At 41.7% G+C, this 19070-nt stretch carries 15 protein-coding genes; 11 read left to right on the top strand and 4 right to left on the bottom strand.

What is annotated here, in order from left to right:
- Positions 1-1470, top strand: coding sequence for a RagB/SusD family nutrient uptake outer membrane protein (locus HMPREF1536_RS24465; protein ID WP_028728659.1), 1470 nt, complete (start codon positions 1-3; stop codon positions 1468-1470).
- Positions 1471-1538: 68 nt separating this feature from the next.
- A complete protein-coding gene (locus tag HMPREF1536_RS24460) occupies positions 1539-4778 on the top strand; it encodes a glycosyl hydrolase (protein WP_028728658.1) in 3240 nt (1079 codons plus the stop codon).
- Between the two features lie 71 nt (positions 4779-4849).
- Here HMPREF1536_RS24460 and metF read toward each other — a convergent pair whose 3' ends face one another.
- The gene (metF, locus tag HMPREF1536_RS24455; RefSeq protein WP_028728657.1) at positions 4850-5800 is read right to left on the bottom strand and encodes a methylenetetrahydrofolate reductase [NAD(P)H]; all 951 of its coding nucleotides are present in this window, start codon (positions 5798-5800) and stop codon (positions 4850-4852) included.
- A gap of 83 nt (positions 5801-5883) precedes the next feature.
- Between metF and HMPREF1536_RS24450 the strand changes: the two genes are divergently transcribed.
- The 3 genes from HMPREF1536_RS24450 to nifJ all read left to right on the top strand — a co-directional run bounded on the left by HMPREF1536_RS24450 (position 5884) and on the right by nifJ (position 11868).
- Positions 5884-6903, top strand: a complete 1020-nt coding sequence (locus HMPREF1536_RS24450; protein WP_028728656.1) for a branched-chain amino acid aminotransferase — start codon at positions 5884-5886, stop codon at positions 6901-6903.
- Positions 6904-7092: 189 nt separating this feature from the next.
- Positions 7093-8271 (top strand): ATP-binding protein, encoded by a 1179-nt coding sequence (locus tag HMPREF1536_RS24445; protein ID WP_028728655.1) that lies wholly within the window; start codon positions 7093-7095, stop codon positions 8269-8271.
- A gap of 33 nt (positions 8272-8304) precedes the next feature.
- Positions 8305-11868, top strand: a complete 3564-nt coding sequence (nifJ, locus tag HMPREF1536_RS24440) for a pyruvate:ferredoxin (flavodoxin) oxidoreductase (RefSeq protein WP_028728654.1) — start codon at positions 8305-8307, stop codon at positions 11866-11868.
- Positions 11869-11969: 101 nt separating this feature from the next.
- Here nifJ and HMPREF1536_RS24435 read toward each other — a convergent pair whose 3' ends face one another.
- Entirely contained in the window at positions 11970-13004 is a 1035-nt protein-coding gene (locus HMPREF1536_RS24435) for an aldo/keto reductase (RefSeq protein WP_028728653.1), read from the bottom strand.
- A 107-nt stretch (positions 13005-13111) separates the two neighbouring features.
- On the opposite strand from HMPREF1536_RS24435, the gene HMPREF1536_RS24430 reads away from it, so the two are divergent.
- From HMPREF1536_RS24430 to HMPREF1536_RS24420, 4 genes are all read left to right on the top strand, one after another.
- Complete coding sequence (locus HMPREF1536_RS24430) at positions 13112-13888, top strand: Cof-type HAD-IIB family hydrolase (protein WP_028728652.1); 777 nt, start codon at positions 13112-13114, stop codon at positions 13886-13888.
- Positions 13889-13919: 31 nt separating this feature from the next.
- Entirely contained in the window at positions 13920-14459 is a 540-nt protein-coding gene (locus tag HMPREF1536_RS24425; RefSeq protein WP_028728651.1) for a beta-class carbonic anhydrase, read from the top strand.
- A 194-nt stretch (positions 14460-14653) separates the two neighbouring features.
- The gene (locus HMPREF1536_RS28005) at positions 14654-14812 is read left to right on the top strand and encodes a hypothetical protein (protein ID WP_007658304.1); all 159 of its coding nucleotides are present in this window, start codon (positions 14654-14656) and stop codon (positions 14810-14812) included.
- Positions 14813-15027: 215 nt separating this feature from the next.
- Positions 15028-16026: a M28 family metallopeptidase gene (locus tag HMPREF1536_RS24420; protein ID WP_028728650.1), complete on the top strand. Its 999-nt coding sequence runs from the start codon at positions 15028-15030 to the stop codon at positions 16024-16026.
- Between the two features lie 116 nt (positions 16027-16142).
- Here HMPREF1536_RS24420 and HMPREF1536_RS24415 read toward each other — a convergent pair whose 3' ends face one another.
- Complete coding sequence (locus HMPREF1536_RS24415) at positions 16143-16430, bottom strand: hypothetical protein (protein WP_147337578.1); 288 nt, start codon at positions 16428-16430, stop codon at positions 16143-16145.
- A gap of 145 nt (positions 16431-16575) precedes the next feature.
- On the opposite strand from HMPREF1536_RS24415, the gene HMPREF1536_RS24410 reads away from it, so the two are divergent.
- The gene (locus tag HMPREF1536_RS24410; protein WP_046151776.1) at positions 16576-16959 is read left to right on the top strand and encodes a hypothetical protein; all 384 of its coding nucleotides are present in this window, start codon (positions 16576-16578) and stop codon (positions 16957-16959) included.
- A 50-nt stretch (positions 16960-17009) separates the two neighbouring features.
- Positions 17010-17876: an IS3 family transposase gene (locus HMPREF1536_RS24405; RefSeq protein ID WP_233426434.1), complete on the top strand. Its 867-nt coding sequence runs from the start codon at positions 17010-17012 to the stop codon at positions 17874-17876.
- A 555-nt stretch (positions 17877-18431) separates the two neighbouring features.
- On the opposite strand, the gene HMPREF1536_RS24390 is transcribed toward HMPREF1536_RS24405, so the two are convergent.
- Positions 18432-18974, bottom strand: coding sequence for an FKBP-type peptidyl-prolyl cis-trans isomerase (locus tag HMPREF1536_RS24390; protein WP_028726858.1), 543 nt, complete (start codon positions 18972-18974; stop codon positions 18432-18434).
- Positions 18975-19070: the final 96 nt, after the last annotated feature.

The following is a 19070-nucleotide window of genomic DNA, read 5'->3' as shown; positions in this document are numbered from 1 at the left end:
ATGAAAATATGTAAGTATATAACGTTTCTGGGAATTACTTTCTTACTAAGTAGTTGTACGAATGATTTTCTGGACATACCGTCGGAAACGACACTAAGCTCTGCAATCTATTATAAAAGTCAGAGTGACTTTGAGCAAGCGATTAATGGTGCTTATGCTCCATTACGTGGGATGTATAGCGGAAATGAAGGGGCATGGGCTATGGGTGAGTTACGGTCTGATAATACGACCTATAAGTTTAATCCGAATGACCGTGGAACGACCCAGGCTGAATATATAAAGGATTTTATCGAACAGGCAGATAATAGAGTCCCTTTAAATAAATGGGCATCCAACTATTCGGTAATTTCCCGGGTAAATCATTTATTGGAACCGATCGATGGCATTGAGTTCGACGAAAGTGCAAAAAATAATATTAAAGGTCAGGCTTATTTCTTGCGGGCTTTTGCTTACTTAGACCTGGTTCAGTATTTTGGTAGCGTGCCTTTGCATCTGACGCCGGTAAAGACTTTGGAAGAGACATCTTTACCTTTGTCTTCAGTGGAAGATGTTTATAACCAGATTATTTCGGATGCTCAACAAGCTGCAAATTTATTACCAGATAAAGCAAGTCAGGAAGGAGGACGTGCAACATCGGGAGCTGCTAAAATGCTGTTGGGAAATGTGTATATTAATTTGAAGAAATGGTCGGAAGCTGAAGCGATATTGAAAGAAGTGACCGGATATGAGCTTTTGTCGGATTATCATCAGGTTTATGAAACCTCCAATAAGAATCATAAAGAATCTATATTTGAGATTCAATATAAGGAGGGAACGGAAGGTTATGCCAGCTTCTTTTTCTATACATTCTTGCCTCAACCTATCTCGGCAGAAGAAATTACAGCGATTACTGGTATAGCGGAATCCGCTCGTACGGTCGAAGGGTATAATATTCCGACACCGGATATTATCGCAGCTTATGAACCGGGTGATTTAAGAAAGGATGCATCTGTCGGTACGCTGATTGCTAATGCCGAGCCGTACCCTTATATTAAGAAATATTGCCATGCACATGCTTTATCTGGTAACACCAATGATAACTGGCCTGTATATCGTTATGCTGAAACACTGTTGTTTTTAGCTGAAGCGGCAAATGAACAGAATAAGACAGGTGAAGCATTGAATTATTTGAATCAGGTGAGACAACGTGCCGGCCTGGTAGATTGTACGGCATCCGGACAGAGTGCAATTCGTGAAGCTATTTTAAAAGAAAGACGTGTGGAGCTGGCTTTTGAAAATAAAAGATGGCTGGATTTGGTTCGCAGTGGTAATGCTGAGTCTGTGATGAAGGCTTATGGCCAACGTGTGAAAGCGAATCCTCAGGCTTATTATTTCCCGCAAGGTTATACGGTTTCTCCCGCAGCATATACTAATATTCCATTGCTATATGCTTTGCCTGCTGCAGAAGCTGCCTTAAGTCCTTATTTTTAAATAAGATCAAAGCTCTTTATCAGGTGTCTGACACCTGATAAAGAGCTTGCTAATTAATAAAGTGAACCATGAAAAGATATTTAAATATAATAGTTTTTGCATTATTGGCTATGTCCTGTTCCGGATCTAAAGTCAATAATTCAAAACTGGAATCAGAGTTTCTCTCTCCTCCTGAAAGTGTCCAGACAAGTGTGTATTGGTATTGGATGTGTGGCAATATATCCAAGGAAGGAGTTATAAAAGACCTGGAAGAAATGAAGCGTGTCGGCATTAACCGGGCGTTTATCGGACATAATTATTTTGACCCTTATGAAGGCGGACGAAATGTCCGGCTGATGAGTGACGAGTGGTGGGATATTTTGCATACGGCTTTGAAGAAGGCAGCAGAATTAAATATTGAAATAGGTCTGTTTAATTCTCCGGGATGGACACAGGCTGGCGGCCCCTGGATAAAACCAAGTGAGTCGATGCGTTATTTGACACATTCGGATCTGACAGTGAAAGGGCCACAGAAAGTGGTTGTTAAACTGGAGAAACCGAAAGCTGATTTTCAGGATGTGAAAGTGATCGCTTATCCATCGTCGTCGTCAAAGCAGATGGTTTTGAACTCATCTAATGCCCAGATATCTATTTCACCGACATTAAAACAAGTGGAAAAGATGTTTGACGGCGATCGTTTATCTGATGTGCGTCTTCCGCAGAATGTAGATTATAGTATCGATATAAAGACCCGGAAAGAGTTTACTGCTCGTAGTCTGACAATTTATCCTTCGCATTCGAATATTAATGAAACGATCGAATTACAGGCAAAAAAAGGAAATACTTATCGTACGCTTTCCAGTTTTGTTATTGACTGGCATCATCTGGCCGTTATCGTCGGTTTCCAACCATTTGCCCCGATTGTTATGACGCTTGACGAAACGACTGCAAATGAGTTTCGTTTGTTGGTAAAGAACAGCCACCAGGAAGGAGGCATTGCGGAAGTAGAACTATCTTCTGTTCCCCGGATCGAGAATTATGCTGCAAAAACATTTGCTAAAATGTTCCAGGATCCTCTTCCTCAGTGGGATTATTATATGTGGCGTGACCAGCCTGAGATTTCAGATACCTCATTGAATATTGATCCGAAAGATGTTTTGGACATTTCTGCTTGTATGACAGCAGACGGAACATTGACATGGGAGGTGCCTGAAGGAGAGTGGACGGTGTCGAGAACCGGAATGACTTCGACGACAGTCACCAACAATCCGGCCGGCCCGGATGGAACAGGCCTGGAAGTAGATAAGATTAATAAAAAGCATGTGGCCAGCCATTTTGATGCATTTATCGGGAAGATATTAAAACGTATTCCGGCTGAAGACCGCAAGACCTTTAAAGTCGTAGTGCAGGATAGTTATGAGTCCGGAGGTCAGAACTTTACGGATGGTTTCCTGAAAAGTTTTAAAGAACGTTACGGGTATGATGCACTGCCGTTCATACCGGCTTACTTTGGTCAGGTAGTTGGTAGCCAGTCCCAATCAGATAAGTTTTTATGGGATATGAGACGTCTGGTAGCTGATAAGATTGCTTATGAATATGTTGGAGGTTTCAGGGAACTTTCCCATCAGCACGGTCTGAGAACCTGGCTTGAAAACTATGGACATTGGGGATTTCCTGCGGAGTTTCTGATGTATGGCGGACAATCTGATGAAGTAGGAGGTGAGTATTGGTTACCTAATGTGGTTCCTTCCTGGGAGAATAATCTGGGAAATATTGAGAATCGTGCCGCTTCATCTTGTGCACATATTTATGGCAAGAACTTGGTCTCTGCCGAATCAAATACCAGTGGTGGCCCCGCTTTCTCGCGTGTACCCGCTGATGCAAAACAACGTACTGATAAATATTTTTCGGAAGGAATAAATAATACCTTATTGCATGTATTTATTCAGCAACCGGATTCAGATCGATATCCGGGGACAAATGCGTGGTTTGGTACTGAATTTTATCGGACAAACACTTGGTATTCTCACATTGATCTATTTATCGATTATGTCAAGCGTTGTAATTACATGCTTCGACAAGGGCTTAATATAGCGGATGTCGCTTATTTTATAGGTGAAGATGTTCCTAAGATGACAGGTATTCAGGATCCGGCTCTGCCCGTTGGGTATCAGTTCGATTATATCAATGCGGAAGTTTTGCTGCGTGATGCACAAGTGAAAGACGGTTTGATTACATTACCGCATGGAACGGCTTATCGTGTATTGGTTTTGCCCCGTATAAATACGATGCGTCCGGAAGTCCTGAATAAAATCAAACAATTGGTTATGGATGGAGCAATTGTTTTAGGTACGCCTCCGACGCATTCACCCAGTCTTCAGAATCAACCTCAGGCAGATGAGCAGGTAAAGGCGATGGCTATGGAGTTGTGGAAAGATGTTGACGGTAAAAATTCCACTTCGGCAAAAGTAGGAAAAGGTATGCTCTTTAACGGAGTAGGATTGGAAGAGGTTTTCTCAAAGATCGGATGTACAGAGGACTGTAAAATACCTGCAGGTGTACCTTTCCTTTTCGGACATCGTAAAATGGATAATACGGAAATCTATTTTATCTCCAATCAAAGTGAGTCTACACAAAAGGCTGCTCTTAAGTTCCGGGTAAAAGGTTTGCGTCCTGAATTATTTGATCCTATAACAGGAAATATACGTGATCTGACCGAGTTTACTTCAGATGCAACAGGTACGACTGTGCCAGTTACATTACATGGATATGAAAGCGGTTTTATAGTATTCCGTGAGAAGGGTAACCCAACTCCCGGAACAAAGAATTTCCCTGATCCTGTAACATTCTCTGAACTGAAAGGTGGATGGAATATCACATTCAATGGCAAATTATCGAATCCGGCTCCGATACGTCTGGAAGAACTTCAGGATTTATCAAAGTCAGCCAATGACAGTATCAAATATTTCTCCGGGAATATGCTTTATACGACTACTTTCAATTTTGACCGTCCTTTATCCAAAGGCGAAAAAGTTTATCTGGATCTTGGCGAAGTTAACAAATTGGCAAAAGTATGGATTAACGAACAATATGTGGGTGGAGCATGGACAATGCCGTATAGTGTGGATATATCTTCTGCGTTGAAACAGGGAAAGAATACACTTCGTATTGATGTGGTCAATACTTGGGTCAACCGTATGATAGGTGATAAGAACTTGCCGAAAGAACAACGGGAAACATGGGCTGGAATAAACGATTATCAACCTGATTCTCCTTTACAGAAAACGGGACTGATCGGGCCAGTGAAACTTGAAATAATAAAGTTCTAGTTGTTTAGATGTTACTTAGTTAATTAAAAAGGAAAGAAACTCGTTTTTACTGTTTCTTTCCTTTTTATATTTTAATAAATTTCTTTTGCCACCTTATAAACACTGTCCGTAGCCATCATAGTGTAAAAATGTAAGCTCGGAACGCCATGAGCGATTAAGTCTTTACATTGTTGGACACACCATTCCACACCGACTGCTTTTACCTCGTCATCATTTTTACATTTGCGAAGTTCGGTTGCAAACGGTTCGGGTATGTCGGAGCGGAATATCTTTGGTAATACCGTCAATTGGTTTTTGAATACGACCGGCTTAATACCCGGAATGATCGGTACGGTGATACCTTCCGCACGGCAACGGTCTACAAATGAATAATATTTTTCGTTATCGAAGAACATTTGGGTAACCAGGTAATCAGCTCCGTTTTTTACTTTCTCTTTCAGGTAGAAGATATCGGAATCCATATTCGGAGCCTCTTCGTGCTTTTCCGGATAACAAGCCATTCCGTAAGAGAACGGCGTTTCATTGGCTTCAAAAGTTGATCCGTCCACTGCTATTCCTTTATTGAAATTGTTAACCTGCTCCTGTAAGTCTGTGGCATGTTCGTGATACATTTCTGTATTTTGTCCGGCTTCCAATGTCTTTACATCTCCACGAAGTAAAAGCAGGTCGTAAACACCCAGAAAGTTAAGGTCGATCAGCGCATATTCCGTTTCATCTTTTGTAAACCCCTTACATATAATATGCGGTACAGCCGGAATGCCATACTTATTCTGGATAGCGGAAGCAATGGCAACCGATCCCGGACGTTTCCGGATATTTACCTTCTGGAAACTACCATCGGGAAGTGTCTTATAGATGTATTCGCTGTGATGGGAGGTTATATTAATGTATTTAGGATCGAACTCTTTCAGTTTATCAATCACATTGTACACTTTCTGTATGCTGTTCCCTTTCAAGGGCGGAAGTATTTCAAATGAGAAAGCAGTCGTTTTACTGCCGTTTATCAAATCGATGACTTTCATATTTTAATTATTTTTGCTGCAAAAGTAACAATTATCATCCGAAATAGCTTACTTTTGCGTTCATAATCTAATTACGACAAGATATGGAAAATATTAATTGGTCTGATCTGGCATTCGGTTATATGAAGACAGACTACAATGTACGGTGTTACTATCGTGATGGTAAATGGGGTGAGTTGGAAGTAAGCTCTTCTGAGATCATCAATATTCATATGGCAGCAACTTGTCTGCATTACGGACAGGAATCGTTTGAAGGTCTGAAGGCTTTCAGAGGAAAAGACGGAAAGATCCGCGTGTTCCGTATGGATGAAAACGGCAAGCGTATGCAGGCTTCCAGCCGTGGTATCAAGATGGCCGAACTTCCTCTCGAAAGATTTGAAGAAGCTGTTCGCAAGGTCGTAAAACTGAATGAACGTTTTGTTCCGCCTTACGAAAGCGGTGCAGCTCTTTATATCCGTCCGTTGATGATCGGTCTGGGTGCACAAGTAGGCGTTAAGCCGGCTCCCGAATATATGTTCATGATCTTTGTAACTCCGGTAGGCCCTTATTTCAAAGGAGGCTTCCAGCCGTCAAAGGTTTGTATCATGCGCGAATATGACCGTGCAGCACCTCAGGGAACCGGTACGATCAAAGTGGGTGGTAACTATGCAGCCAGTCTCGTTGCCGGTGAAAAAGCAAAAGAACAGGGATATGCAGCTGTTTTGTATTTAGATCCGAAAGAAAAGAAATATCTGGACGAATGTGGCCCGGCTAACTTCTTCGGTATTCGTGGAAACAGTTACATCACTCCGCAATCCCATTCAATCCTGCCTTCTATTACAAACAAGAGCTTGCAGCAGTTGGCTGAAGATATGGGGCTGACGGTTGAGCGTCGTCCTGTTCCGGTGGAAGAGATAGCTACTTTTGATGAAGCGGCAGAATGCGGTACAGCGGCAGTAATCGCTCCGATCTCACAGATCGATGATTTGGATATCAATAAATCGTATGTGATAGCCAAAGACGGTAAACCCGGATCTGTTTGCGAGAAATTGTATAACAAATTGCGTGGTATCCAATACGGTGACGAACCTGATACATACGGTTGGGTCAGCATTATTGATTAATCAGATATAAGGAACGTTGACAGTTAACGGTTACAAACTAAATAAAACCGTTAACTGCCAACTCCAATTTCTCAAACGTCAATACGCTTTGCCAACTTTGGATTGTCAACTGAAAATAAAATTGCTATGTCGGTATTGCAAAGTTGAGGATAATTTCTATCTTTGTGGCCTATATAGTAAGACAGTGAGGTGGAAGCATTCTTTAAAACACATAAATACCTTGTAGAACATTTGCATGCGCCGGTGCGCAGAGGGCTGATGGATGAGATTAACTGGGGCGACCGGTTGATCGGAATCAAAGGTTCCCGCGGAGTGGGTAAAACCACTTTTTTACTGGATTATGCCCGCGAATACTTTGGTGCTGATAATAAAGAGTGCCTGTATATAAATCTGAATCATTTTTATTTTACGGAACGTACGTTAGTCGATTTTGCTGCTGAATTCAGAGCAAAAGGAGGGAAGGTTCTGTTGATTGACCAGGTGTTCAAATATTCCGGATGGTCAAAGGAATTACGCTATTGTTATGATAATTTTGAAGATCTGAAGATCATCTTTTCCGGTTCGTCCGTTATGCGGTTGAAAGAGGAAAATCCCGATCTGTCGGGTAAAGTCGTTTCATACAATCTGCGTGGTTTTTCATTCCGTGAGTTTCTGAATCTGATGTCCGGAAATAGTTTTCCTGCCTATACGTTTGATGAAGTGATTGAGAACCACCAGGAGATTGCGAAAGGTATTTGTTCGGTTGCAAAACCAATGGCTTATTTTCAGGATTACCTGCATCATGGTTTTTATCCTTTCTTTCTGGAGAAACGGAATTTTTCCGAGAACCTGTTGAAGACAATGAATATGATGCTGGAAGTGGATGTCCTTTACATTAAGCAAATCGAACAGAGCTATCTTCCGAAACTCCGTAAATTACTGTATCTGCTGGCTATCAGCGCACCTTGTACGCCTAATGTCAGCCAGTTGAGTAAAGATATTGAAACATCACGGGCGACAGTGATGAATTACATTAAATATCTGACCGATGCCCGTTTGATGAATATGCTGTATCCGGTAGGCGAATCGTTTCCGAAAAAACCATCTACCGTATATATGTATAATTCGAATCTGATGTACCCCATTCGCCCTATGGAGGTAAATGTGCAAGCGGTGCGCGAATCTTTTTTCTATAACCAGCTTTTGAAAGACAATAAACTGAACGAAGGAATAAAGAACGCACACTTTCTGGTTAATGAAAAGTATAATTTCAGGATAGAGGAAAGTATGAAAGTGAAAAACAATCCCGATTTATACTACGCTGTAGACAAGGTTGAAGTAGGTGATGGCAACATGATCCCGCTTTGGCTTTTTGGCTTTTTATACTAAGAAATTATTTTTAAATACTAATAGTAAGAGTCTATGACAAAACAGAAGAAATTTTTGACCTGTGATGGTAATCAGGCTGCTGCTCATATTTCATATATGTTCAGCGAAGTAGCCGCTATTTACCCCATCACTCCGTCGTCTACTATGGCAGAATATGTAGACGAATGGGCTGCCGCCGGACGTAAAAACATTTTCGGTGAAACAGTTTTGGTACAGGAAATGCAATCAGAAGGTGGTGCTGCAGGTGCAGTTCACGGATCTTTGCAGGCCGGTGCCCTGACTTCAACTTACACAGCTTCTCAGGGATTGTTGCTGATGATCCCTAACATGTACAAGATTGCCGGTGAGTTGCTTCCTTGCGTATTCCATGTATCTGCCCGTACACTGGCATCTCATGCTTTGTGTATCTTCGGTGATCATCAGGATGTTATGTCTGCCCGTCAGACAGGTTTCGCAATGTTGGCAGAAGGTTCTGTTCAGGAAGTTATGGACTTGTCCGGTGTGGCTCACCTGGCTACTATCAAGTCTCGCGTTCCTTTCGTGAACTTCTTCGACGGTTTCCGTACATCACACGAAATCCAGAAGATCGAAGCATTGGAAAATGACGATCTGGCTCCGCTGATCGACCAGAAAGCGCTGGCTGAATTCCGTGCACGTGCATTGAATCCGGAAAAACCGGAAGCTCGTGGTATGGCTGAAAACCCGGATCACTTCTTCCAGCACAGAGAATCTTCTAACAAATACTATGATGCAGTGCCTGCTATCGTAGAAGAATATATGAACGAAATCTCCAAGATCACAGGCCGTAAGTATGGTTTGTTCGATTATTACGGAGCAGAAGATGCAGAACGCGTAATTATTGCAATGGGTTCTGTAACGGAAGCAGCCCGTGAAGCAATCGACCACCTGACAGCTCAGGGTGAAAAGGTTGGTTTGGTTTCTGTTCACTTGTATCGTCCGTTCTCTGCAAAGCACTTCCTGGCTGCTGTTCCTAAGACTGCAAAACGTATTGCAGTTCTTGACAGAACAAAAGAACCGGGTGCAACAGGCGAACCGTTGTATCTGGATGTTAAAGACTGCTACTACGGAACGGAAAATGCTCCGGTTATCGTAGGTGGCCGTTATGGTTTGGGTTCTAAGGATACTACTCCTGCTCAGATCCTTTCAGTTTACGAAAACCTGGCATTACCGATGCCGAAGAACCAGTTCACACTGGGTATCGTAGACGATGTTACATTCACTTCTTTGCCTCAGAAAGAAGAAATCGCTTTGGGTGGCGAAGGTATGTTCGAAGCTAAGTTCTACGGATTAGGTGCTGACGGTACGGTTGGTGCTAACAAGAACTCTGTAAAGATCATCGGTGACAACACAAACAAATATTGCCAGGCATATTTCTCTTACGACTCTAAGAAGTCTGGTGGTTTCACTTGTTCTCACCTGCGTTTCGGTGATCATCCGATCCGTTCTACTTATTTGGTAAATACTCCGAATTTCGTTGCTTGCCACGTTCAGGCTTACCTGCGTATGTACGACGTAACCCGCGGTTTGCGTGAAAACGGTACATTCCTGCTGAACACTGTATGGAACGGTGAAGAACTGGCTAAACACCTGCCGAACAAAGTAAAACGTTATTTCGCTCAGAAAAACATTACTGTTTACTATATCAATGCAACACAGATCGCATTGGAAATTGGTTTGGGTAACCGTACCAATACAATCCTTCAGTCTGCATTCTTCCGTATCACAGGTGTAATTCCTGTAGACCTGGCTATTGAACAGATGAAGAAATTCATCGTAAAGTCTTACGGTAAGAAAGGTGAAGATGTAGTTAATAAGAACTATGCAGCCGTTGATCGCGGTGGTGAATATACTCAACTGACAATTGATCCGAGTTGGGCTAATCTGCCGGACGATGAAGTTGTAGCAAACAACGATCCTGCTTTCATCAATGAAGTAGTTCGTCCTATTAATGCTCAGGATGGCGACTTGTTGAAGGTTTCTGCATTCGAAGGCATTGAAGACGGTACATGGCATCAGGGAACTGCCAAATACGAAAAACGTGGTGTAGCTGCCTTCGTTCCTGTTTGGGAAGCAGACAACTGTATCCAGTGTAACAAGTGTGCTTATGTTTGTCCTCACGCTTCTATCCGTCCGTTTGTATTGGATACGACAGAACAGGCTGGTGCTCCTTTCAGTGACTCATTGAAAGCTACAGGAAAGCAGTTTGACGGAATGCAGTTCCGTATTCAGGTAGACGTTCTCGACTGTCTGGGTTGTGGTAACTGTGCCGATGTTTGTCCGGGTAATCCGAAGAAGGGTGGTAAAGCGCTGAAGATGGCTGCTCTGGAAACTCAGTTGGCTGAAGCTCCTAAGTGGGACTATTGCGTTGAAAAGGTTTCAAGCAAACAACACTTGGTAGACGTTAAAGCTAACGTGAAGAATTCTCAGTTCGCAACTCCGTTGTTTGAGTTCTCAGGTGCTTGCTCCGGTTGTGGCGAAACTCCGTATGTGAAGTTGGTAACTCAGTTGTTCGGTGACCGTGAAATGGTTGCTAACGCAACAGGTTGTTCTTCTATCTATTCCGGTTCAGTTCCTTCAACTCCGTATACTACAAACGATAAGGGACAGGGTCCTGCTTGGGCTAACTCATTGTTTGAAGACTTCTGCGAATTCGGTTTGGGTATGGAATTGGCTAACGAAAAGATGCGTGCCCGCCTGACAAATGCGATGAACGCAATTATCGCAGCCGACAACGCGCCTGCTGAAGCTAAGGAAGTACTTAAAGCTTGGGTTGAAAACCAGAACGATGCCGACAAGACAAAAGAATTGGCACCTCAGGTATTGGCTATTGCTGAAGAAGGTATCACTCACGGCTGTCCGCTCAGCGCACAGATCAAGGAACTTTCTCACTTCCTGGTGAAACGTTCACAGTGGATCATTGGTGGTGACGGTGCTTCTTACGATATCGGTTACGGTGGTTTGGATCATGTGATCGCTTCCGGTAAGAATGTTAACATCCTGGTTCTGGATACTGAAGTGTATTCAAATACAGGAGGTCAGTCTTCTAAGGCTACTCCGGTAGGTGCAATCGCTAAGTTTGCTGCTTCAGGTAAGAGAATCCGTAAAAAAGACCTGGGTCTGATGGCTACTACTTACGGTTACGTATATGTGGCTCAGATCGCAATGGGTGCTGACCAGGCTCAGACATTGAAGGCTATCCGTGAAGCTGAAGCTTATGACGGTCCTTCATTGATCATCGCTTACTCACCCTGTATCAACCACGGTTTGAGAAAAGGTATGGGTAAGAGCCAGCAGGAAGAAGCGGATGCAGTTGCATGCGGTTACTGGCACCTGTGGCGTTACAACCCGGCATTGGAAGAAGAAGGAAAGAATCCGTTCACTTTGGATAGCAAAGAACCGGATTGGGCTAAATTCCAGGACTTCCTGAAAGGTGAGGTTCGTTTCTCTTCTCTGGCTAAACAGTTCCCGGCTGAAGCTGACGAATTGTTCAAAGCTGCCGAAAGCAACGCTAAGTGGAGACTTAATAACTACAAGCGTCTGGCTAAACAGCAGTGGGGTGTTGAAGAAGAAGCATAATGGTTTGATATGCAATATAGGGTAGAGAAAAACTTTACCCTTATAAAATAAAAGCGGAGATTCTACTCGGATCTCCGCTTTTTCATTCTTATCTATTTCCTTTAAAACTGAAGCTGTGCGTTTAGAAATGGAAATTGTGCCTGATGCCAATATGGATAGATAGAAGTAACCTGGCTCACATCATCCAGGCGTTTTATCTGCTCCGGTGTTAAATTCCATCCGACAGCTTCCAGGTTTTGTTTTAATTGCTCTTCCGTACTTGCTCCGATAATAAGGCTGGAAACGGTCGGGCGTTGCAATAACCAGTTTAATGCACATTGTGCTATACTATGTCCCGTCTCTGCTGCCACCTCTTCTAATACATCCATTATATTATACAGACGTTCGTATGAAGTCGCTTCATCCGGGATCGGGCTTCCGCCACGTGCTACACGTCCATCCGCAGGAATAGGATTGTTACGTCTGTATTTACCTCCCAAACGGCCTGCTGATAATGGACTCCAGATGATAGAACCTACTTTCTGGTCGATACCGAGCGGCATCAATTCCCATTCATATTCCCTGTTAAGCAAAGAATAATGAACCTGGTGCGCCACATAACGACTCCAGCCATACCGTTCGGAAACAGATAATGCTTTCATCAGATGCCAGCCGGAGAAATTGGAACAGGCGATATATCGTACCTTACCCGCTGTGATTAAGTCGTCCAAAGCACGGAGTGTTTCTTCTACAGGCGTGTTTGCATCAAATCCATGCATGTGATATATATCGATATGATCGGTATTCAGTCTTTTCAGACTAGCCTCGCAAGCATTGATCAAGTGGAAGCGGGAAGAGCCCATTGCATTGCGGCTTTCCGGATTCAGATTGAATGTAGCTTTTGTCGAAATAAGTAGTTTATTCCGAAGTCCTTCCATTGCTTTTCCTAAGATTTCTTCTGATAATCCGCCGGAATAAACGTCTGCCGTATCAAATAAGTTTACACCGGCATCCAGGCACATGTTTATCATTCGTCTGGCTTCCTCCACCTGGGTATGTCCCCATCCTTCGAAACCATTTGTCCCTCCAAAAGTAGCAGTACCTAAACAGAGTACGGGAACATACAGTCCCGAACCACCTAATTGTCTATATTCCATAACTCACCTATTAAATTGTTATTAAGATAGCATCTACAAATGTATATAAAAATTGCATGTGTTTATTTATTCTTATCTTTGTATCAAATTTAGGTTATAAGAAAAGTATGATTAAGGCAGTTTTTTTCGATATCGACGGAACATTGGTCAGTTTTAAAACGCACGAAGTCCCCCAATCCACCATTGAAGCATTGGATCTCTTACGGAAGAAAGGTATTAAAGTCTTTATTGCTACAGGGCGCCATTACACCTCCATTAATAATCTGGGCGATTTAAAGTTTGACGGGTATGTGACTTTAAATGGTGGTTATTGTTTTGCAGGGGAAGATAAAGTGATCTATAAACACAGTATTCCTGATAGGGATATCGAGGCCCTGATCCGTTATATGGAAACTGAAGAGTCTTTCCCTTGTGCTTTCGTACAGGAAAAGGAAATCTTTATGAATTATAAAGATGAAACGGTGGAGGAGATATTCAATATGCTTAATTTTCCGGAGCCGCCTATCCGTCCTATGGATGAAATACGTGGGAAGACGGCTTATCAGCTGGTTTCCTTTTTTACAGCCGAACAGGAAAAAAAGATTATGACCATACTGTCCAATTGTGAATCTACCCGCTGGAATCCTTTATTTACAGATGTAGTACCCGCCGGAAGCAGTAAGCGGGTAGGGATTGATAAAATGCTGGAATACTTCAGAATACCATTGAATGAATGTATGGCTTTTGGTGATGGGGGCAACGATGTAGCTATGCTTCAACATGCCGGGATCGGGGTCGCTATGGGAAATGCGGAAGACGATGTGAAACAGTATGCAGATTATATCACGGATTCTGTTGATGAAGATGGAATTTTCAAAGCCTTGAAACATTTGAACATTATTTGATCTGCTTTGTTATAACTATAAAAGCAAGCTCATGATTGACGAATTACTAGTATTTAATAAAGAGTTCGTAAAGAACAAAGGATATGAGAAGTTTATAACGAATAAGTATCCGGACAAGAAAATTGCCATTGTATCCTGTATGGATACTCGTCTGACAGAGTTACTTCCTGCTGCACTAGGTATTAAGAATGGCGATGTGAAAGTTATCAAAAACGCAGGTGCAGTGATCTCGCATCCGTTTGGAAGTGTAATCCGAAGTTTGTTGGTTGCCATTTATGATCTGGGGGTAACCGAGATTATGATCATCGGACATTCGGATTGCGGTGCACAGCATATGGATAGCGAAGAGATGATTGAGGCAATGAAGAAACGAGGTATTCCGGCAGATCGTATTGATATGATACGTTACTGCGGAGTCGATTTTAAAGAGTGGTTGCATGGTTTTGATTCGTCAGAAGGTTCTGTAAGGAATACCGTAAACCAGGTTTGTAACCATCCGTTGATTCCGTCCGATGTTAGTGTCCGGGGCTTCGTAATCAACTCGGTTACAGGTGAATTGACAGCTGTTTAGTAGGCTGTTTATCTTATAAAAAAACTATTTCTATAGATTAAATAAATATAAACATAGAAATATTTTATATGTTTTATAGCATAGTTTTAAAGAAAGTGCTTATCTTTGCACTGTAAACAAAAAGAAAAGACAAGAGTTTAGGTTAAATTATTAATGAGTCTTCCAAGCGTGGGAGACATAAAAATGTAAAGATTATGATGACAAGTAGAAATGAAGAAAATCTTCGTACTTTAGCGATGTTGCGTTATCAGGCTGATCGTTACCAGTCAATGAGAAATGGTACAATGAGTCAGCGAGTAAATGCTGAAATCCGCCGCCTGTTGGAAGAAATGGGCGCTAACGCAAAAAATTAAGTAAAAAGAAAGTATATTATTTTGATGTATTCTCTTCACCAGGGTCTTTTATAAAGACTGGTGAGAGATAATGGATGGGCATTCGACGCTGATAGAACAGCGAAGATTAGCCTTTTTTTATTTTCTATCCCTTACAAATCTTAGATTAATCTTTTATCTTTGTGACCGGAAGCTGAAACTAATTATTCCAATAATTTGTAAAACACAATCATACGATGAAGAGAACAGGATTATTTGTAGCATCCCTTATGCTATCTACTACCCTTTGGGCACAGTCGCCGGTCGAGAAAGGATTAGGCGTGATCAATAAAGAAAATGCAGAAGCTTATATCGGCTTTTTAGCCAGTGATGAACTGGAAGGACGTGAGGCTGGATTTCAGGGTGGCCGTATTGCTGCGGAGTATATTGTATCCAATTTGAAAACAATGGGTATCGCTCCTTTGAATGAATCTTATTATCAGCCTTTTGAGGCTTATAATAAAGAAAGGCAGAAGAGAGGTCGTTTCCAGGTTCATCCGGATTCGATTGCTCAATTGAAGCAAGGTGTACATCAGAAACTGTCGATGCGTAATATCCTGGGTAAGATAGAAGGTAAAAATCCGAATGAATTTGTTATTATCGGTGCCCATTATGATCATCTAGGATTCGATCCTATGCTGGAAGGCGATCAGATCTATAACGGAGCAGACGATAATGCATCGGGTGTATCTGCCGTACTTCAGGTAGCAAAAGCCTTTCTGGCTTCCGATGAGCAACCGGAGCGTACTGTAATCTTTGCATTCTGGGATGGAGAAGAGAAAGGATTATTAGGATCTGAATATTTTGTACAAAACTGTTCTTTCCTGAAAGATATAAAAGGATATTTGAATTATGATATGATCGGTCGTAACTCGAATGAAGCAGTTCCTGAACAGGTTGACTATTTCTATACGGAAGCCAATAAGGCTTTCGGTGACTGGCTGAAGAATGACATCAAGAAATACAATCTGAATCTGAAACCGATCTATCATGCCTGGGATAAACCGGTAGGAGGGAGTGATAACGGAACATTTGCGAAACGCGATATACCAATTATCTGGTATCACACCAATGGCCATCCGGATTACCATATGCCGAGCGACCACGTAGAAAAGATCAATTGGAATAAGATTGTCGATATAACAAAAGCCTCTTTCCTGAATATGTGGAATCTGGCGAATGAGAAGAAGTATTAATTGATTATTTAACAAAGAGGTTATTCCTTATAAGCGAAATAACCTCTTTGTTTTTATTTTTAATCACAAATACTTGTAATGGGGGATTAGAATTTATGTAATGATCGCTTTCTGGTTTAAAAGTTTTGGCAAATAATTATAAGTTTAGCAACTTGCCATGGATCATCAAAATTAATGGACTGGTTTTTCGCTAGTTGACGGATAGCTTTCCGGTGAGTGTCGGGATAGAGTTTCAAGAATGATTTAAGGTTGCTGAAAGATACTTGCTGTCCATTCAAGATGATCCAGTATGTATTTTGAATCTCTCTTTTATACACACTATTATCTGGATTGCTTAACCCTTTATTTAGCATCCATTCCATGTCTACTGAAGCTTGGCCTCCAGCTTGAGATACTACTCCCATCGCACTTCGCTTACCTTTATAATAAAACCTCACTTTCCAATCAACCAGTAAAGTCTCCTCTCCAACCGAAATACACTCTAGAAAACGACACCCTGTCTTATACTGAATAGGGTTTACACCCAGTGTAACCATAAAGTGTAAAAAAATGCAAAATCGTAAGAAATGTCATTATGAAGAAAGTTTCAAATTAGAGGTTCTAACAGACTACTATGCCAGTGGCAGCAGTGTTCGTTCAATAACACTGAAGTATGGTCTAAGCTGTACCCGTGTGCTTTTATCCTGGCTGCAACGCTATCCTATTGATGGCAAAGAGTTATCTTTGTCAGAAGAAGTAATAAGCAAGCATATGGAAAAGATTGAAGACCGATCAAATCCTCGGTCCGAAAAGGCGTTAAATCAACGTATAGCAGAGCTTGAAAAGGCTCTGTGGTATGCCAATCTCCGGGCTCGCGGCTTGGAGCTCCTCATTGATGTAGCAGAGAAAAATGAGGGCATAAGCATCAGAAAAAAGCCTGGTGCCAAACAGTAACTCTCCTGCGTGAAGAGTATCAGCAAGAAAGTGTTGAAACTCTTTGCGGATTGTTTGGTAATAGTAGGCAAGCCTACTATCAGTACAAGAAAGAACATGCTGGCCAAGAGATCGTGGAGAACATGATTTGTTCGGCTGTAAAGGAATATCGAATGGAAGATCCCGGCATAGGTGCTTTTAAACTGTATCTAATCCTTTGTGATCTCTATGGGCGTGATCAAATGATGGGACGTGATTCTTTTTACAAGCTTCTACGGCGTAAAAAGCTGATGCTCAAGCCTTCCCAAGGACGTCGGACAACAAACTCCAATCATCGGTATCGCAAGCATAAGAACCTGATAAAAGGCTTCACACCGGATGCGCGTAATCAATTGTGGGTAAGCGACATAACCTACATACCATTAAAAGATACGGTTTGCTATCTGCATCTGATAACTGATGCTTATTCTCATAAAATAATTGGTTGGTGCATGGCTCCCGGACTTCATGCCGTTTATACGTTAAGTGCTTTAAATCAGGCTATAAAACAGGTTGGTAGTGAACCTCTGTCAGGACTGATTCATCATTCGGACAGAGGCGTCCAGTATTGCTGTGACTTATATGTGCAGACATTGACTGACCATCATATAGCTATCAGTATGACAGAGGATTACAAGCCAACAGACAATGCTGTAGCCGAGCGGGTTAATGGAATAATCAAACAGGAGTGGCTTTACAAGATGGGGGTGTTTGAGAAGCTGGAAGAGATAGAAAAGAAAATGTGTCAAATCATTGATTTCTATAATACCAAGCGTCCTCATATGAGTAACAATATGCTTACTCCCGAGAAAGCCCACCAGGGTACAGGGGTATTGAAAAAGTACTGGAAAAACAAAGTTTATACACCCAAAGAGGCTATGAACCAGGATTATGTATAACTTTGCAAGACCCGGAAAGAATAGGCGATGGTTTATGCCATTGTTATTCCTAAACAAGAGGAAGGGCATCGAGCCCTCCCACTTGTTCCCCCGGAAAGAAAGAGGCTCCGGATTGTCCATTGTTGACCGTGTAAACTTTTTTAGTAAGACACGGTTAGCTACTGTAAAGAGTATCAGTATGAATAAACTTATTTTGACAAGTTTTTTAGTATTGAAGTAATTAATTTGTAAACCTATTTCAGGTAAAGTCACCCTTCATGAGCCGGAACAAATTTCCGATCTTGAATATAAAGAGTATCAACATTCGATGTGTTATACATCATTTGGTATTTATTGGCTGCCTTAAAATATAGCTCCTGTGTTTGGCAGTTGTAATTAAATTGAGTTACTATACAACGTTCATCAGTTAGCAAAATTTTCCCATTAGTAAACCGGTCAAACAAGAAAATATTCGTTGGAGTTTTTTTCGTCTCCTGCGCTCCCAAGACGAGAGGAAGACAGGACAAAAGAAAATTCACCGTCAAAAAGAAATACAAGACTTTCATCCTATAATGATTAGTCAAAACTTTTTACAGTGAAAGTAAACTGCAACGTTGAGCATAACGGAATATATGGATTGGGATAATTTCGATCTCCATATCCTAACTGATAAGGGATTATAGCTTCCACTCTTTCCCCTTTACGAATTTCCGGCAAAAGAGTAGCCAGGCCTTTAATCAGATTAGGGCTATCCAGATCTAAAGTCTGATCTATCGGATTACCATCTTTGTTACCTACAATAACCGTTTGGGAAACAGGGAGTATTCCCAACATGGAAACTTTTACATCAGAATCTATCTTAGGGAAAGAATCTATTTGGCTCGTTTCCAGTATACGATACAAAAGCGTATCATCATCCACAACCAATCGTTGATACAGTAATTGACCATCATCCTCTACATCTTCCTTTTTTTCCTGAAAATATTTCTGATTATCGGCAATCCATATTTTCTCCTCTTCCGTATGAGCCGGTATCGTCTTTTCATCGTCATCACTACAAGCCGGTAAGCCGACCATCATCACCATTATCCAACACAGGATCACATTAATTGATTTCATTATTACTTATTTTGTTAAGTTATACACTAGATTTATATAGTGAATAAAGGCTGTCGAAAAAGTTTCTCGACAGCCTTTGCGGTTATGTAGCATTAA

Origin of the sequence: Parabacteroides gordonii MS-1 = DSM 23371 (genome assembly GCF_000969825.1) — a bacterium.
Classification (GTDB): domain Bacteria; phylum Bacteroidota; class Bacteroidia; order Bacteroidales; family Tannerellaceae; genus Parabacteroides; species Parabacteroides gordonii.
The sequence above is the reverse complement of the archived record's forward strand: the minus strand, read 5'-3'. Positions and strand labels throughout refer to the sequence as shown.

What these genes read in the sequence shown, in the direction of transcription:
- HMPREF1536_RS24435 (WP_028728653.1), bottom strand. Translation starts at nt 13,004, where the DNA reads ATGGAATATAGACAATTAGGTGGTTCGGGACTGTATGTTCCCGTACTC.
- HMPREF1536_RS24410 (WP_046151776.1), top strand. Translation starts at nt 16,576, where the DNA reads ATGCAAAATCGTAAGAAATGTCATTATGAAGAAAGTTTCAAATTAGAG.
- HMPREF1536_RS24415 (WP_147337578.1), bottom strand. Translation starts at nt 16,430, where the DNA reads ATGGGAGTAGTATCTCAAGCTGGAGGCCAAGCTTCAGTAGACATGGAA.
- nifJ (WP_028728654.1), top strand. Translation starts at nt 8,305, where the DNA reads ATGACAAAACAGAAGAAATTTTTGACCTGTGATGGTAATCAGGCTGCT.
- HMPREF1536_RS24465 (WP_028728659.1), top strand. Translation starts at nt 1, where the DNA reads ATGAAAATATGTAAGTATATAACGTTTCTGGGAATTACTTTCTTACTA.
- HMPREF1536_RS24425 (WP_028728651.1), top strand. Translation starts at nt 13,920, where the DNA reads ATGATTGACGAATTACTAGTATTTAATAAAGAGTTCGTAAAGAACAAA.
- HMPREF1536_RS24390 (WP_028726858.1), bottom strand. Translation starts at nt 18,974, where the DNA reads ATGAAATCAATTAATGTGATCCTGTGTTGGATAATGGTGATGATGGTC.
- HMPREF1536_RS24430 (WP_028728652.1), top strand. Translation starts at nt 13,112, where the DNA reads ATGATTAAGGCAGTTTTTTTCGATATCGACGGAACATTGGTCAGTTTT.
- HMPREF1536_RS24460 (WP_028728658.1), top strand. Translation starts at nt 1,539, where the DNA reads ATGAAAAGATATTTAAATATAATAGTTTTTGCATTATTGGCTATGTCC.
- HMPREF1536_RS24420 (WP_028728650.1), top strand. Translation starts at nt 15,028, where the DNA reads ATGAAGAGAACAGGATTATTTGTAGCATCCCTTATGCTATCTACTACC.
- metF (WP_028728657.1), bottom strand. Translation starts at nt 5,800, where the DNA reads ATGAAAGTCATCGATTTGATAAACGGCAGTAAAACGACTGCTTTCTCA.
- HMPREF1536_RS28005 (WP_007658304.1), top strand. Translation starts at nt 14,654, where the DNA reads ATGATGACAAGTAGAAATGAAGAAAATCTTCGTACTTTAGCGATGTTG.
- HMPREF1536_RS24450 (WP_028728656.1), top strand. Translation starts at nt 5,884, where the DNA reads ATGGAAAATATTAATTGGTCTGATCTGGCATTCGGTTATATGAAGACA.